The sequence below is a fragment of the Microvirga arabica genome, assembly GCF_016811235.1.
GTDB lineage: Bacteria > Pseudomonadota > Alphaproteobacteria > Rhizobiales > Beijerinckiaceae > Microvirga > Microvirga arabica.
Map to the genome: position 1 here is coordinate 1 of NZ_JAFBID010000111.1, position 15,599 is coordinate 15,599.

At 58.6% G+C, this 15,599-nt stretch carries 15 protein-coding genes and 3 pseudogenes; 12 read left to right on the forward strand and 6 right to left on the reverse strand.

Features of this window, described 5'->3' with window-relative positions; all coding sequences use genetic code 11:
* Window positions 1–209, forward strand: a 209-nt coding sequence (locus JQC81_RS29760) for a sigma factor-like helix-turn-helix DNA-binding protein (RefSeq protein WP_281400457.1), incomplete at its 5' end; no start/stop codon positions are given.
* Window positions 210–723: 514 nt separating this feature from the next.
* Window positions 724–1,113 carry a response regulator gene (locus tag JQC81_RS29765; protein WP_203275397.1) on the forward strand — a complete coding sequence of 130 codons (390 nt, stop codon included), beginning with the start codon at window positions 724–726 and terminating at the stop codon, window positions 1,111–1,113.
* Between the two features lies 1 nt (window position 1,114).
* On the opposite strand, the gene JQC81_RS29770 is transcribed toward JQC81_RS29765, so the two are convergent.
* The gene (locus JQC81_RS29770) at window positions 1,115–2,047 is read right to left on the reverse strand and encodes an SDR family NAD(P)-dependent oxidoreductase (RefSeq protein ID WP_203275398.1); all 933 of its coding nucleotides are present in this window, start codon (window positions 2,045–2,047) and stop codon (window positions 1,115–1,117) included.
* Between the two features lie 746 nt (window positions 2,048–2,793).
* Here JQC81_RS29770 and JQC81_RS29775 point away from each other — a divergent pair.
* From JQC81_RS29775 to JQC81_RS29785, 3 genes are all read left to right on the forward strand, one after another.
* Window positions 2,794–3,213: a GNAT family N-acetyltransferase gene (locus tag JQC81_RS29775; RefSeq protein ID WP_203275399.1), complete on the forward strand. Its 420-nt coding sequence runs from the start codon at window positions 2,794–2,796 to the stop codon at window positions 3,211–3,213.
* A 1,003-nt stretch (window positions 3,214–4,216) separates the two neighbouring features.
* Entirely contained in the window at window positions 4,217–4,591 is a 375-nt protein-coding gene (locus JQC81_RS29780) for a YybH family protein (RefSeq protein ID WP_246520749.1), read from the forward strand.
* 123 nt (window positions 4,592–4,714) lie between these two features.
* On the forward strand, window positions 4,715–6,490 hold the full coding sequence (locus JQC81_RS29785; RefSeq protein ID WP_203275401.1) for an adenylate/guanylate cyclase domain-containing protein: 1,776 nt from the start codon (window positions 4,715–4,717) through the stop codon (window positions 6,488–6,490).
* Here JQC81_RS29785 and hfq read toward each other — a convergent pair.
* A complete protein-coding gene (hfq, locus tag JQC81_RS29790) occupies window positions 6,479–6,772 on the reverse strand; it encodes an RNA chaperone Hfq (RefSeq protein WP_312887611.1) in 294 nt (97 codons plus the stop codon). The two genes, JQC81_RS29785 and hfq, sit on opposite strands and share 12 nt — an antisense overlap.
* Before the next feature lie 391 nt (window positions 6,773–7,163).
* On the opposite strand from hfq, the pseudogene JQC81_RS34540 reads away from it, so the two are divergent.
* The 7 genes and pseudogenes from JQC81_RS34540 to JQC81_RS29825 all read left to right on the forward strand — a co-directional run.
* Window positions 7,164–7,361, forward strand: a pseudogene (locus JQC81_RS34540) (sigma factor); the annotation flags it as partial.
* 124 nt (window positions 7,362–7,485) lie between these two features.
* A pseudogene (locus tag JQC81_RS29800) lies at window positions 7,486–7,673 on the forward strand (IS6 family transposase); the annotation flags it as partial.
* Between the two features lie 366 nt (window positions 7,674–8,039).
* Entirely contained in the window at window positions 8,040–8,423 is a 384-nt protein-coding gene (locus tag JQC81_RS29805) for a PAS domain-containing protein (RefSeq protein WP_246520752.1), read from the forward strand.
* A gap of 747 nt (window positions 8,424–9,170) precedes the next feature.
* On the forward strand, window positions 9,171–9,353 hold the full coding sequence (locus JQC81_RS29810; protein ID WP_203275403.1) for a hypothetical protein: 183 nt from the start codon (window positions 9,171–9,173) through the stop codon (window positions 9,351–9,353).
* 391 nt (window positions 9,354–9,744) lie between these two features.
* Window positions 9,745–10,509, forward strand: a complete 765-nt coding sequence (locus tag JQC81_RS29815) for a LuxR C-terminal-related transcriptional regulator (RefSeq protein ID WP_203275404.1) — start codon at window positions 9,745–9,747, stop codon at window positions 10,507–10,509.
* Window positions 10,502–11,002, forward strand: a complete 501-nt coding sequence (locus JQC81_RS29820) for a hypothetical protein (RefSeq protein ID WP_203275405.1) — start codon at window positions 10,502–10,504, stop codon at window positions 11,000–11,002. Before JQC81_RS29815 ends, JQC81_RS29820 begins: the two co-directional genes overlap by 8 nt.
* 133 nt (window positions 11,003–11,135) lie before the next feature.
* Window positions 11,136–12,397, forward strand: a pseudogene (locus JQC81_RS29825) (IS256 family transposase).
* Window positions 12,398–12,866: 469 nt separating this feature from the next.
* Here the strand turns inward: JQC81_RS29825 and JQC81_RS29830 are convergent.
* The 4 genes from JQC81_RS29830 to JQC81_RS29845 form a co-directional block, all read right to left on the reverse strand.
* Window positions 12,867–13,139, reverse strand: a complete 273-nt coding sequence (locus JQC81_RS29830) for an SWIB/MDM2 domain-containing protein (protein WP_203275406.1) — start codon at window positions 13,137–13,139, stop codon at window positions 12,867–12,869.
* A 103-nt stretch (window positions 13,140–13,242) separates the two neighbouring features.
* Window positions 13,243–13,494, reverse strand: coding sequence for a hypothetical protein (locus JQC81_RS29835; RefSeq protein ID WP_203275407.1), 252 nt, complete (start codon window positions 13,492–13,494; stop codon window positions 13,243–13,245).
* A gap of 31 nt (window positions 13,495–13,525) precedes the next feature.
* Window positions 13,526–13,831, reverse strand: coding sequence for a PilZ domain-containing protein (locus JQC81_RS34545; RefSeq protein WP_376772475.1), 306 nt, complete (start codon window positions 13,829–13,831; stop codon window positions 13,526–13,528).
* Between the two features lie 134 nt (window positions 13,832–13,965).
* Window positions 13,966–15,474: a sensor histidine kinase gene (locus tag JQC81_RS29845; protein WP_246520750.1), complete on the reverse strand. Its 1,509-nt coding sequence runs from the start codon at window positions 15,472–15,474 to the stop codon at window positions 13,966–13,968.
* Between the last annotated feature and the right edge of the window lie 125 nt (window positions 15,475–15,599).

Genomic DNA, 15,599 nt, shown 5'->3' on the forward strand with positions numbered 1-15,599 from the left:
AGCAGCGCGAGGCGCTGCTGCTGGTGGGCGCCGAGGGCGTGTCATACGAGGAGGCGGCGCAGATCTGCGGCACCAATTTCGGCACGATCAAGAGCCGCATCAACCGCGCCCGCACCCGCCTGGCGGAACTCCTGGCCCTTGATGCCCAGGAGGATCTCGGCCCCGACCGTCTGGTCAAGGCCGCGCTGTTCGTGCACTCAGCGTCGTAGTCCCGTGAAGAGCTTGGCCGGGAGCAGAGGTGCTTGGCCTGAACGTGTTCTCGGTCTGACTGGTATCGGCCATTCCGTCATTGGCAACAGGATGCGGATCTTGGGGTGCTGACGCAGCCTTCGCGTCAACCTGGATGCGGGTTCTGCGACGACGCCACGCTTCAACCAGTTCCTGCCGCACAGGCGGTCTCGGCTTCGGAAGCGTACGCCAGATCAGCAGGGTGCAGGCCTTGCCGATGGCCAGCACCAAGGCCATTGCCATAGATCAAGCCAGTCCGGGAGTAACTCTCGTCCATTTCGCTCCCCATGGGACGCCGGGATAGAAGGGGTTGATCGTTGTTATTCCGCCGGTTTCGCTGTGAACAGCCGCCAGCAAAGGCCGAGTCTCGGTTACATGGGTTAATGCCTGAAGTCAGCCGCCCGAATAAAAGTTAACAACCTGTTAACTCCACTGTGCCTCGCCTAAGTATCAGAAATCAGGAGGCACAGTGACTATAGCCCCGGAAGCCCGTCCATGCCGACCAGCGAGCGTAAGCGCCGCATTCTCGTTGTGGAGGATGAGGCGATGATCAGCATGTTGCTTGAGGATATGGTTCTGGACTGCGGCGCCGAGATCGTAGGTCCGGTCGCCAAGTTTGCTGATGCTCTTGAGCTTGCTCATAAGGCAGAGTTCGAGGTCGCCGTTCTCGACCTCAACCTGAATGGCACCCTCAGCTATCCCATTGCCGAGGTGATCCGCGAGCGCGGCATTCCGGTAATCTTTGCAACTGGCTATGGCGCAGATGGACTGCTCGACAGGTTCAGCGACTGCCCGACGCTCCAGAAGCCCTTCAGCCAGCAGGACTTTGCTGAAGCAGTAGTGGCAGCGTGCCACCAGGATGCTGCGGATCGTTGTGGGTTGTGAGCTATCGTCTTCTTCCCTGGTCCTCTCGCCGCATCCGTTCCCTGACGCCACCTTCCACCGTCGTGCCGGAGCGCATTGGCTGGTGCAACGTCCCTGATGTCGGAGGAGCTGGAGGCGCCGTCTCAATCTGGACCCTGTGGTAGATGTCCCCGGCGACGTGCTCGGTCAGATCGGGCAGGAGCCGGTGGGCCGTGACGGCTGTCTGAGCCTTCCAGCCGACCGCAACCTCCTTGGTCGGGTGGATTGAGGCCCAGACGATGGTGTCCACCACCTTTTGGGGATCGTCCATCAGAACCATGCGAGGCGTACCGCCGCTATAGTTCGCCGCATGCTCGAAAAAGGGCGTATCGGCGGCCCAGGGCATGACTGTCACAACCTTGATATTGTCCAGGCGATTGAGCCGGATCTCCTGATTCAGAGCCGCACCGAGACCATTCACGGCATGCTTCGACGCCGAGTAGATCGCTTGATAGGCCAGCGGCACCTCGCCCTCCACTGAGGAGATGTTGACGATTGTGCCAAAGCCCTGCTGGCGGAACAGGCGCATCGCCGTGTGGCTGCCGTAGACCACACCCTTGAGGTTGACGTCGATCACCCGGTCGTAATCCCGAAGCGGCACGTCCTCGAACCGGCCAATTGCACCAACGCCTGCATTGTTGATCCATACATCGATGCGACCGAACCGGTCGACCGCAGCCCTGGCGAGCCGATCCATATCCCTCGATTGGCTGACGTCTGTGGTCACAACCAGCGGCGTGCCGCCTGCGGCACGGACCTCGGCCGCAACCTCCTTGAGAACCTCCGTCCGGCGGGCGGCAAGGACGACGTTGGAGCCATGGCTGGCCAGCTTGAGGGCAACGCCGCGTCCAAATCCGCTGGAGGCGCCGGTGACTACGTAGGTGCGGCCCACCAACCACTGCCGTTCGGGGTGCATGAGCTGTGCCGGGGCCGCGCATCCTCCTAAAGAAGCGCCCAGTATCAGCATCGCCAGGACTGCTAGAAACGTCTCTCGTCGGAACATGGCCGCTCCGTTCCCATCGCGAAGCGATGCATGGCTTGTGGCAGCCGGTCGTGCTGTGGCACGACTCACCGCGCGGCCAGACACCCAGAGCCACCAACGCTAAAGGATACTTGAGTCCCACGGCAAGCTTCACCGGCAAGGCAGCGGCAAGTGCGGGTGGCAGACAGACAAAGGGCTGCTTATGACACTCCCGAGACGTAAGAGCTTGGCGAGCTTCGGAGCTCAGAGCCGACCTTCATGTGGTCTGCTCTACGTTACACTTTGCCCCATAGGAGACGTTGGAGCAGAACAACTCCCATGAAGTAACAAGGTATAAAATGGCCATTACGATCCGTTTGGCACGGAAAGCCGATGCTCTGCCGATGGTTCTGTCGCAAACTCGAAGTATAGGCGATTATCAGCCCTATTCCCGGTCACAACGGCGGCGTTAAGCCGTTGATTTTGCAGAAGCCGGTCATCGCGAGCTTGCCAGTATCTTCAAGTAAAAAGCGAATTTGCGACAGAACCCTTTGCGGTGGGGCTCGTATCTGTTTTCAGCCAGCTTACTGCCAAGGCTAGGTTTGAATTTATTGTGTCACCCGTAGTCTCCTAACCAGTGGCTGAGCCACCTCCCTAAGGTTCACATCCATCCTATGACGATTGCTCTTCGAGCAGCCTGTTTGGCTGACTACTCCTTCGCCTATGACCTCTACGTCGAAACGATCAAGCCTCTTGCGAGCGCATGGATGGTCTGGGTTGACAAAGAGCAGGAGGCTCAGTTTGCACGCCTCTGGCGTCCAGAGGACACAAGGATAATCACCCTCAACGGGCAAGACTTCGGCTGGGTAGAGTTTAGACAAGCAGGGGACGAGATTTTCCTGAAGCAACTCTATATCTCACCTGAGCACCAGCGGCGCGGAGTTGGCTCACGAGTGATACGATGGCTGCTCGGGGAGCAGTATAGGACCGCAAAGTCGATGGCGCTGTTCGTGCTGAAAAACAATGCAGCTTTTCGGTTCTATGAGCGGCATGACTTTGAGGCGGTCTGGGAAACCCACACCACATTAGTGATGCGTCGCGGGATGGTTGAGGCGGCCTGATCCGAGCGCAGAGGTCGCGACCAACTGTGTTCCAAGAAAGCTCACTTCTACGAGGAATGGAGAGCCCCATGATCTTTGTCGTCACTGGAGAGGGAGAGCGTGGGCCTATCTCCACCACGTGTAAGACGCCAATCACGGCACTCCAACAGGCTCGCAGATTAGCGGACGATGGCGCGCGGAACGTCATGATTGACGCGGACGGTCAGGAGTACGCCCCGGCTGACTTCCAGCGGCACTTTATCCAGACCGACCCGACCGGAACTTAATAGGCCGATGTCACTATCTCTTCTGTCCAAGCACCTTCGTTATTAGACAGCGGGACTGGGGGACAGAACCCAAGGTATGGACTAGCAGTCTAATTTTCAGTCTGCTCCCGCCGTGCGAGCCGCTCCATAAGCTCTGCCAGCCGAGCCGGAATTGGAGCCTCAACCGGTCCATATGCTATCCGCAGTCGCTCACCAAGCTGCTGAAGGTCAATAGAACCCTGCGTTTGGTCCACCATGGGGTCGGATAGAGGAGACAGCATAACAGTCGGGGCGTTGGTCGGGAGCAGGGTTTGCATTGAGACACTCTCGGTGGCGGCGCGGATAACCGGTGAATGCCCCTATGGTCTGTCCCAGTTACGGGTCTCTATTGTGCAAAGCAGCGGGATATTGTGGCAATTGTAGGAACAGGGTGTCTGCCCTATCCCGAGAACAGCCCCTTCTACCGCCTTGAAGGTGGCTCTTCGCTGCTTGCTCGGTCGCAAAGTTTAGGCGCTTCTGGCTTATGCATAGGAGCCGATTGGTCGCCATAGACTTCTCGGGTCATGGCCTGAAGCAGATTAGAGACACCAATCTCGAAGGAACTCGCACCCGACCCTCATTCCGAAGAGGTAATGAGGGTCGGGTGGCAGCCAGTCCCAGCGATGTTATGTTGATTTTATACACCGGTTGAGAGGAGGGAGGTCATGCGAAACCTCGCTGTGCTTACAGCTATCTTCCTGTGCGGAGCGGCCCCCGCCATGGCGCAGGACAAAGCCATCATTCAGAGCTTGAACGATAAATTTGCCCAAGCTTTCAATTCAGGTGATGCAGCGGCGGTCGCCGCTCTCTACACCGACGATGCCGTTATCCTGCCACCCGGAGCCGAGATGATGAAGGGCAAGAGCGCCATCGAGAATTTCTGGAAGGGCGCTGCGGAGCAGCTTGGCAATGGGAAGCTCACAACGGTGGATGTGAAGCCACTCGGCAGTGAGACAGCCCAAGAGATTGGTACATTCACCTTCCGTACGAAGGGATCACAGCCGCAGGAAATCACCGGGAAGTACGTGGTCGTGTGGGAGAAGGTCGGAGGTGAATGGAAGCTCGCCACCGACATCTGGAATACTAATAAGTAGCTTGGGCGACTGTTCTGTTCTTCCAAGCGGACGCTGAGCAGTCCCGTTTCGATGTTCTCGGAGGTGGGCCAACCAAATCACCTGAGCCCAGCAGAATCTCACCCGTAGGGGCACTGAGGGTCTATGAGTTCACAACAGAACAAGGTTGAGCGGCGGCTGGCAGCCATCTTCGCGGCTGATGTGGCGGGCTATTCGCGGCTGATGAGCCAAGACGAGCTTAGAACTCTCCACGCTTTGGCGGCCCATCGCGAGATTATGGATCGGCTAATCGCCGAGCATGGCGGACGGATTGCCAATACAGCAGGCGATAGCGTCTTGGCCGAGTTCCAAAGCGCTGTGGATGCTGTTCAGTGCGCTGTGCTAGTGCAAGAGGCTCTCGCGCAAGCCAGTCAAGACACCCCCGCCGAGCGGCGGCTCCAGTTTCGGATTGGAGTGCATGTTGGCGACGTGATGGTGCAAGGCGGCGACCTGTTGGGTGACGGGGTGAATATCGCGGCCCGCTTAGAAAGCCTCGCTGATCCGGGCGGCATCTGCATCTCGGAAGCCGCCTATGGGTATGTGCGGAAGTCTGTGTCAGTCAGCTTCAGTGATCTCGGGCGACAAAAGATCAAGAACATCGAGGAGCCAATTCGGGCTTTTGCCGCTGTCCTCACCGGCAATGCTCCCCCGACCCTCCAACCAGCACCCCAGTCCAAGACGTTGCCTCTTCCTGATAAGCCATCCATCGCTGTGCTCCCATTCTCCAATGTGGGTGGCGAACCTGAGCAGGATCATTTCGCCGAGGGCATCACCGAAGACATAATCACAGAGCTTTCGCGCATCAGCGCTTTCTTCGTCATCGCACGGAATTCAACCTTTACCTACAAAGGTAACGCTCCCGATGTAAGGCAGGTGGGGCAGGAACTTGGGGTCCGGTACATCGTGGAAGGAAATGTGCGGAGGTCTGGAGGGCGGGTTCGCGTCAATGTCCATCTTTTGGAGGCGAGCACAGGCACCCACATCTGGAGCGACCGGTACGACCGCCCATTGGCTGATTTGTTCGAGGTTCAAGACGACATCACACGCAGCATCGTTGCCTCTACCCAGACCCAAGTCGTTCTTAATGAGGGTCTGATTGCTGAACGGCACGAACACCCTGACTTCCATACTTGGGATATGGCCAAGCGCGGGTGGCGGGAAATTTATCAACTGACCCGTAAAAGTCTGGAGAGGGCTCGTGAGATCGGGCTTGAGATCAAGCAGCATGACCCTCTAAGCCCGAAGGGACCGCAGATCGTGGCCACGGCCACCTATCACCTCGTGTATATGGCCTTTGCGTCTGATCCGTCTGCCATGCGGGAGGAGGCTATTGCCGAAGCCCGTGAAGCCATTCGGCGGGATGATCGCGATGAGTACACGCAGTGGACCTATGGCAACGTGCTGATGGGCCTGCTTGGGCGACGGGAGGAGGCCATTGCCGCCTACCAGCAGGCTCTGGAGATCAACCCAAACTTCTCTCTTGCGTACGGAAGTCTGGGAACAACTCTCGCTTGGGCGGGCCGGTCGGACGAAAGCATCGCGATGGTCGAAATGGCCATCCGGCTCAACCCGCGTGATCCCAGTATCTTCTTCCGGTACACGACTTTGGCTGCGGCCTACTTTTTTAAGAAGGACTATCAGAAAGCTCGGGAATGGGCGCAACACGCCATCGCGCGGAGGACAAACTGGTGGATCGCATGGGTGGTCCTCGCCGCCAGCCATGCTCATCTCAATGACTTCGCAGCGGCGAAAGCCGCTCTCTCTGGATTGGAGGAGGTGCTTCCCAACCAGAGGATCAGCACCCTCCCATTCCCACCATTGGGAGAGCAGCAGGTTGTTCTTCTTCGAGACGGTTTGAGAATGGCTGGTTTACCCGAATGAGCTTAGGTCTGGCATTTCGATAGGAACCGCTGGGTAGATGGCCGAGATCGCATGCTTATAGACGAGCTGTGTTCCAGTGCCCCGGACAAGCCGGACCGTGTAGCTGTCGAACGATCTGATTTGGCCTTGGAGCCTGATGCCGTTCGCCAGAAAGATGGTGACTTCAACTTGGTGGTCGCGAAGGTGCTTTAGGAACATGTCCTGAAGGAATGAGGTGCCCTGTGCGACCAATATCTTGTTCCTTTTGAAAGCACCCTCAATCGGGATGCTGCTCCACATCATCCAGCCGTATCAGCATGATGACGGTCTGGCCAATTGGCGCATCCGAGTAGGTTCGAAAGATCAACGGTGCCCTTACCCAGCGTGTGCTCAAGCCATCCTCAGACTTGATCTAGTCCGACCGAATGGGCTGGCTCCCCGGCAACCGCAGGTGTATGTTGAGGCGTAGCCAAGGTGGAGCTAAGCCATGGCACTAAATGCTCACGAGCATCGTCATTCGCCAAAGCAGGACACAGCCCACAGCCAGCCTGTGTGGCACCGGCTGAGGCGTTTGCAGCATCTGCATCCGCTATCCCATGAGCGACAGATTGCTCTCGTCTGCAGAACTCGCCGCTCCCGTCCAGCCACACAACCATCTAACGTCTGCCCTGTTGATGCGACCTCACGTGACGAGATGCTCAGGTACCTTCCAAACCTGCGGGCATTCGCCTTCTCCCCGACCAACGATCCCATCAGGGTCGATGATCTGGTTCAGGACACCTTACTGCGGGCGTGGGCCAACTTTGACCGGTTTGAGCGCGGCAGCAGTCTTGGCGCATGGCTGTTCACGATCCTGCGCCACGCCTTCTATACCGAGTACCGTAAGCGCAGGCGTGAGATCGAGGGCCATAATGGGGCGCATGCGGCCCGCCTCAAGGTCTTACCGGAGCAGGAAGGGCACTGTTGCGTTAGCCCCGGCCGGGTAATTCGGAGCGGCCATTTGATGAGCCGCCCTGTTGTCGATATTCAAACGCCGTCGCTTTTCGGCTAAATCATCCTTCTGTGCGTGCGCTGGTACTGAAAGTACGGGATCAGCTACCGCGACTTGGCTGAGATGATGCAGGAACGCGGTGTCGCCGTTGATCCATCCACGATCTTTCGTTGGGTTCAGCGCTATGCGCCAGAGATGGAAAAGCGGATCCGGCTCTGTCCCGCGACATCGCCGCCATCTCCCGAGCTCAACGGCGAGCTCGCGGCTTTTGTATTGATTAGCGGCCCGGAACATCTTCTCACGTTGATGCGAAGCTGGTAAATAGCGCCTAAGGTTCATTGCGGGAGTGGCAAGGTGCCTACGGACGAAGATGAAGTTGAAGCTGTCGCTCGGGCCGTATACGACACCCTTCAATGCGCCCGTGGGTGGGAGCGTGAGCCTGCTACTCTCAAAGAGCGCCTTCGCAAGGGTGTTCGAGCTATGATCAACAGGCTGGATGAGCACCGAGGGATCACAGCTGCTGGGGGTTTTGCCCCTCTAGTTGCAACGAGGGACATCGGCGACTCCCTGGAATTCTTCATGAACTCCCCGAGCGTCAGCGGTTTGGGATTGCCCAGCTCCCAAACCTGCAGGGTTGTCTTACGAGGCCCTGACCTCATCATTGATGCCGCGAATGAAGGATTTGTCAGAGCGGCCGGCCGAGGGGGATTTCTCGGTCTACCGAGTCGAGAGGCTTTTCCTGAGGTGAGAGGTCAGGGCTATTTCGAACTAATGGATCAGGTCTACCAAACCAAGAAGCCCTTGATCGGTTTCATGATGCCAATCCTGTTTCAGCCAAGGAAGGGTGCTCCAATGGAGGAGCACATGACCGATTTTGTCTACCGACCGATTGAAGACGGTACCGGGCAGGTCGCAGGTGTATTTGTTGAAAGCTACAACAGAACCGAATGGGCACGCGCCTAAGTTGAGCGCGAGGGCGTTTCCTTGTTTGTTTGGTTCCTTCAACCCTCTCTTCACCCCTCCCCGTGACCTACTCCCGCGACACCACCACCATCTCCGAGCTCACTCTCTGATCTGAGGATTGCAGAAAGAGAAAGGGCCGCTGTTTCGAGCGACCCTTCCCTGAGTTTGGCCTGTAGGATGGCTGAGCAAGCGTGGGGCAAGCTCGACCTACCCTTAGTTTACCACCCTCAAACCTACGCAGCCTTCACACCCTGGAGGAAGCTAGCGAGCTCGTGGCTGAGGTCGTTGGAGGGTTCTGTCGCAAATTCGCTTTTTACTTGAAGATACTGGCAAGCTCGCGATGACCGGCTTCTGCAAAATCAACGGCTTAACGCCGCCGTTGTGACCGGGAATAGGGCTGATAATCGCCTATACTTCGAGTTTGCGACAGAACCCCGCAAAGTTGGAGCAAGTAGACAATTCTGTCGCGACAATCTGATATATACGAAAGAGTTATCATATTTGTCGGCTTTCATACAGACACAAGATACCTCTTTCAGTATTCCCCAACCCGCCTCCAGAAAACATCTGGACCATGACGGCTGACAGTCGCCTGAATTCTCAAGTTTAATGGCTGGTAGCCGTAGCATAACCGGGATGTGCTGAAGCCCAATGGTTTAGGGATGAGCCGCTTCTTGAAAAGTGGCACGTGCTGAGCTTAAGCACCTAACAGAGGTGCGGCTCAACACGACCAAATTGGGGGCTGCAATGCAGAACCATCAGCATGTCTCGTCCGCGCTGAACCGCCTGATTGTTGGCGGGGGGCAAACCTTTGACTTGAATGCCTTATTGCAGAGCACGTCACGCACCTTATCCAACCTTGACTTTGAGCATCAGCACGAGATGCAGCGGCTGGAGAAAAGCCGAACTGACCCGATGCTGAAGAAGTAAATTATAGACAGTCTGAAGCGCAGGCATCGCGAGCGGCGTCAGCCCTACTTGGCCTTGATCGCCGAACTCCAGAAGCACCTGTCGTCAGCTATCTCGGACAACTTGCAGGCGGCAGGCTGAGCGTCTTCTCAGTTGCACCGGCTCATCTGCCCCTACGGGCCGGGACCTCGAAGTGCCACTGGGCGCTTCTTTTTTGCTCCTATTGGAGTGTATTAGGTCCGGCTCGCCTCCCGTTCGACCATAGGAACTTAGTGAAGATGAGTAACGGAAAAGGGATCGGAGGCCCAAAGTAGAGCTTCCTGTGAGGCAGACATTGTCGGGATTCAGACAGACAAAGTTTCTGCTTATTGTTTACTCTTGATTAACTCCAATGGCTAAACAGAGGGCACGAATGACTGCGCAGACGCTCACTCTTGTTCAGAATGACCAAAACCGCACCGACTACGCCCACAGCAGTTTTGCTCCCACCATCCCAGTAGCTCTGCTCTGTGATAGTCTCCTTCTCCGGTCAGGACTTCAGCACATCCTGCGGAACACACCGTTCGCGATTTCCGAGGCAACGTCTGCCAAAGGTCCAAAGCGGCTCCATTATTGTGCCGCTAATACAGCCTTGGTCATCATTGATGCCAGCCAGAACACGGGTCGTGTTCTTGAGGTGGCGAGGCAGGCGAGAGAGCGGTCGCCAGAGACCCGGATCGTGGCTCTGGCCGACCAGTTCGACCGCAGCTTCGTGCAGACGGCACATGGGGCAGGCGTAAATGGCTTCTGCTTGGTTGACAGTAGCCCTGCGGTTTTAATCAAGTCGTTGGAACTGGTCATGCTCGGCGAGAGTGTCCTGCCCTCTGAAGTGCTGCGCTCGATCATGGATGGGGTCGCTGAGAGGCGTGATCCACTGCTTCAAGACAAATCGGCAGAGCCGAGGCAGCCCGATCTTAAAGCTTACAAGCTTTCAACGCGAGAGGCACAAATCCTTGGCTGTCTCAAGGAAGGGTCGCCCAACAAGGTTATTGCTCGCCACTTCGATGTCACCGAGGCTACCGTCAAGGTGCATGTCAAAGCTATCCTACGGAAGATCGGGGCCGCCAATCGCACACAGGCAGCCATGTGGGCTTCGCAGCACCTGCCGCAACGAGGTGGAGCCTCTGTGAATGGCTGACGCAACTGCTCGGCAAATTGCGGTTGGAGATGAGGTTCGCGTCCATTTCCATCCTCCGGGTTCAATGAGGAGCTTCTTCGAGGGGGTGGTGAGCCGGGTGGATGTGACCACCGCAGAAGGAAGGTTCTTCGCGGTGGAAGTTAAGGATGAGGTTATCCTCGACCGTGAGCACCGCATCAGGCCCGGTTTCCATGATTACGTTAGCTACGAGCCCCCGAATGACTTTCCGGGTCGGATTCAGGTGCTGTCTGCGGCAGCACAGGAGTTGGAGAGAGAGCCCGCATCCGATGCAATGTCACTGAAGCCATTGACAGAGGCCGAGCCGCAAGCAGACGAGCAGCATCAGGGTGAACTAGAGGTTCACTCGGACCCCGAGATCGTACAAGCACCAGAACCGGCAATAAGCTTTGAACCGACTCAGGTTGGTGTCGAGCCTCAGCCCGCCTCTACGCCACGCGGTCTGATAGGCGCGTTGTTTGGGCGGAAGCGATAGTCGCTTCTATAGAGTGATCGGCACCAAACCCAAGCGAGCTATAGCGGAAAGTGGGTGATGCCGGTTTGAGAAGGGCGGCGTATCGAGGCGGGTGACGAGCCTGCCAGAACCTCTTGAAGAAGAGCGATATGCCATGAACGACACTACCAATGTTTTGCGCCTGCGTCAGCCTGACGAGATCAACGATCCCCTGACGGATATTCTGCGCGCCGGCGCCCGCAAGCTTCTGGCCCAGGCCATCGAGATCGAAGCCGAGGCTTATCTTTCCAGCATGCGCGACCTGAAGCTGCCGGATGGACGTGAGCGCCTGGTCCGGCACGGACATGGGCCCGAGCGCACGCTCCAGACCGGCATCGGCCCGGTGGCCGTCAGCCGGGTCAAGATCCGCGACCGCGGCGCCACAGGCGAGGACCGGATCCGCTTTACCTCCGCCATCCTGCCGAAATGGGCCCGGCGGACAAAGAGCCTGGATGCGCTGCTGCCGATCCTGTACCTGCGCGGGCTCTCCACCGGCGACTTCCAGGAGGCACTCTCAGCCCTGATCGGCAAGGACGCGCCCAACCTCTCGCCCTCGGTGATCTCCCGGCTCACCGGCGAATGGCAGGCCGAGTACGAGCGTTGGCAGGCCCGGGATCTCTCGGCCCGGCATTACGTCTACGTCTGGGCTGACGGCGTCTACCTCCAAGCCCGCATGGAGGATCAGGCCGAATGCATCCTGGTGCTGATCGGCGCCACGCCGGAAGGCAAGAAGGAGCTGGTGGGCTTCCAGGCCGGCGTGCGCGAGAGCGCCCAGAGCTGGAGAGAACTGCTGGTCGAGATCAAGCGAAGGGGCCTGTCCATTGCGCCCGGATCGCCGTTGGGGATGGGGCACTCGGCTTCTGGAAGGCGCTCGACGAACTCTTCCCCGGTACGCATCACCAGAGATGCTGGCTGCACAAAACCGCCAACGTGCTCAACAAGGTGCCGAAATCCGTGCAGCCCGGCATGAAGGCAGCCCTGCGGGAGATCTATCTCGCCCCGACACGCGCTCAGGCCGAGGTGGCCATCGACCTGTTCACCGAGGCCTACCAGGCGCGTTATCCCAAGGCGGTGGAGTGCGTGCGCAAGGATCAGCGGGCGCTGGCCTTCTTTGACTGGCCGGCCGAGCACTGGATCCATCTGCGAACAACAAACCCGATCAAGAGTGTGTTCGCCACGGTGCGGCACCGGACCGTGCGCACCAAGGGCTCGCTGTCCCCAACCACAGCGCGGCTGATGGTGTTCAAGCTCATCATGGCGGCTGCGAAAAGCTGGCGTCGGCTGATGGGCGAAAACCAGTTGCCCAAGGTGATTGCCGGTGTCAGGTTCAAGGATGGCAGCGAGGTCATCCCGATGCCGACAAACAGCGCCGCCTGATCGGCCGCGTCACCTAAATTCCGTCATAGCTCAACCCAAGCGCTTCACCATCTTCAAGAGTGTCGGCGACCGCGGAGCACTCGATTGGAGCACGTTCCAGTGGGGTGATAAAGCGATCGGTGCCGAGGTGCGCGTCCTTTACGACTTTGCATCGGGCGCACTGTTGTATGATGCCGACGGGAATGGGTCGGGTGCGGCGGTGAATTTTGCCAAGATCGAACCATGGCTATGGCTCACATATGACAACTTCAGAATCATCTAAAATGCCAGATGGTCCTGCATCGCTAGGAGCGACTTCGTCACAAAAAAGGCCCCAGCGGAGAGGGTAAGGGCTCTCCACTAGGGCCAGCTCCAAGCATTGGGGGCTATGGAGATTGTACGGGCTGATACGCAACGCGCTCGTTGCCCGCATCATCAAACAGCCAAGCTTAACAATTCGTGCAGGTCAGCCTACCCGTACAACGGAATCTCAGGCGAGGTGCTGGGCGAAGTGCTTGTTCATCTCGAACATGCTGACCTTGTCCTTGCCACCAAAGACCGGCCGGAGCTTGTCATCGGCCAGGATCTCGCGCTTGTTCTCGGGGTTCTGGAGGTTGTTGGCCTTGATGTACTCCCACACCTTGCTCACCACTTCTGTGCGGGGCAGGGGAGACGAGCCGACAACGGCTGCCAACTCATTCGAGGGCTGCAGCGGCTTCGCCAGCGCCGCATTCGGCTTCTTGGTTTTGGTGGCTTCTGCCATTGTGGAACTCCTTTGTTACGCTGTGCTACCCCTACAGAGGCGAGGGGCCGGACCATTGCCGGTGAGGGTTGAACGATCAGTTAATGGCGCTCTAGGCGCTCACCTAGCGACGTTTGCCCTTGGGGTTCGCCATCATCCGCTGCATCGCCGCTTCGGCCTGCGCTCGGGCCTCTGCATCATGATTCAGAGACCGCACTTCCGAGGCCTCTTCCTGCTCGCGTAGGCCATTCTGGCGGGCTCGCCAGTGCCTCGCCTGAGCGGCTGTCGCTGCCGTGTTGGCAAGCTTCTCGAGCCGGTCGAGTTGAGGCGTGCTGACCTCGGTGTGCTCTTCCTCGTCTTGCGGTTTTCTCGCCATGGGGTCTCCTTGGTAAGTGCCTGCTTGCGGATTACTGATGCTGCGGCCACACGAATGCTACACCGTGCCGCTCCCCGTGGCTCCATCTGAGGTGAGCCGCAACCATAAGGTCCAGATTGGGAATGGCCAGGACAAACCCTGCCGGCAGCTCGGTCGGTTCTGCGAATGCTAATCCAGCCCCACCCGCCGAGATATCGCGAACGGTACAACTCAGGCCTGGAGATCCGGTCCCAAGCAGAATTTGGGCCATGAGTGACGTCGGCCGCCGATGATGCGCGCGGCGCTCGCTCCTTCTAGCTACTATTGCCTGTGAATGACGGCTTCCATTCCAATGCATAAGATCTTGAATGAGACTGCCATAGGATGAGTTCCACGGCAGCCGCCACTGGTCTCTATGACAATTTCGCGCAATCGATTGTTGCCCGTAGCGGTCAAAGCCACACGGGCCGCCAGATCAGCAGCCCACCTACCTTAACAGACGCAGTAGGTGGTTTGGCAACCGCATGTCATGAGGCGAGCCTTGCCCGCCCTTTTCGGCTGGATGAAGGTTGCTCCCGCCAGTGGCGCCCTGACGGAACAGACCACGCCCGTGGGCTCGAAGGCCAGATCGACCTCACCGGACAGTTCGTTAGCCAGCATCCTCTCGATCAGCCGAGTTCCAAATCCCCTGCGGGTCGGGGGCGTCACCAAGGGCCCATCCCGCTCCTGCCAGCGCAGCGCCAGATGCGGAGGATCGCCTGGAGTGACCCTCCAGGTGATTGCAACCCGACCTTCAGGAGTCGAGAGGGCCCCGTACTTCCCGGCGTTGGTTGCAAGCTCATGAACGGCCATGGCCAGCGCTAGGGCTGTGCCCGGCGGCAGGGCAATGGCTGATCCATTGATCTCGATGCGAGAGCCCAGCCTCCGATAGGGTTCGAGAACCTCTTCAAGGATCTCGCCCAGTTCCGCCTTTTCCCAGTTCTCTCTGGTCAGGACATCATGGGCACGCGCCAGAGCAAACAGGCGCTCCTCGAAAGCCTTGATGCTGGGCTGATCCTCCGTGCTGATCCCGCGGAAGCTCTGGGCGGCTAGCGACTGCACGGTCGCGAGCGTGTTCTTGACCCGGTGGTTGAGCTCGTTGATGAGGATGCGCTGATGCTCCTGCGCTTTCTTCTCGGCGCTGATCTCCCGCACTTCGATGATCGTGCCGATCGTGTTGGCGTCAGCATCCCGGATGGGGCTGGCCGTAAACACCACAGGATAGAAGCTGCCATCCTTGTGGACGAACACCTCCTCGCCCTGCATCTGGTTGTCCTCGGGAAAGGCGCGGTCGATGGCGCACTCCTCAAGGGGAAAATGGCTCCCGTCCGGCCGGGTGTGATGGATCACGTCGTGCAAGGGACGGCCTTGCACCTCCTCAAGGGTGTACCCGGTCATCTTCTCGGCCGCGGCGTTCATGTAGACGCACTGTTGCCTGTCATCCATGAGGAAGATCGACACCGAGGCATTGTTCAGTACCGCGTTCAGGCGACGCTGGGTTTCGGCGAGCCGGGCGTCCGTTCGCTGGTGGGTCACGTCATTGCACAGCACCAGAACCCCGCCGACCCCGCTCGGACGTGAGCCGTCGTCGATGGGGCTGTAACCGTAGGTCCACCACATCTCCTCCCGCCGGCCATGGCGGGTCACCGGTACGAGCTGCTCCCCCTGCCAGGTCGCTCCCTTGCCAGCCATGACGTACTCGATCTGCGGGCCGACGATGTGCCAGATTTCGGCCCAGCACTCCCGCCCACCCTGGCTAAGGGCGCCGGGGTGGCGCTCCGGCCCCATGGTCTGGCGGTAGGCGTCATTGTAGAACTGGATGAGATCGTCCCCCCACCAGATGAAGACCGGATGACGGGTGCCGAGCATCAGGCGCACGCTGGTCTTGAGGGTCTGCGGCCATGAGGCCGGTGGTCCGAGGGGTGTGGATGCCCAGTCGTGGGTGCGGATGAGTTCGCCCATCTCACCCCCACCACACAGGAAGTCTTCTTCCTTGCCTCTGCTCGTGCTGGCTCCGTCGCAAACTTTTCGTTTCAGAGTTTCAGCTACTGAGACTGCGGTCACAGTAGCGGAGGCAGCAGTGTTCA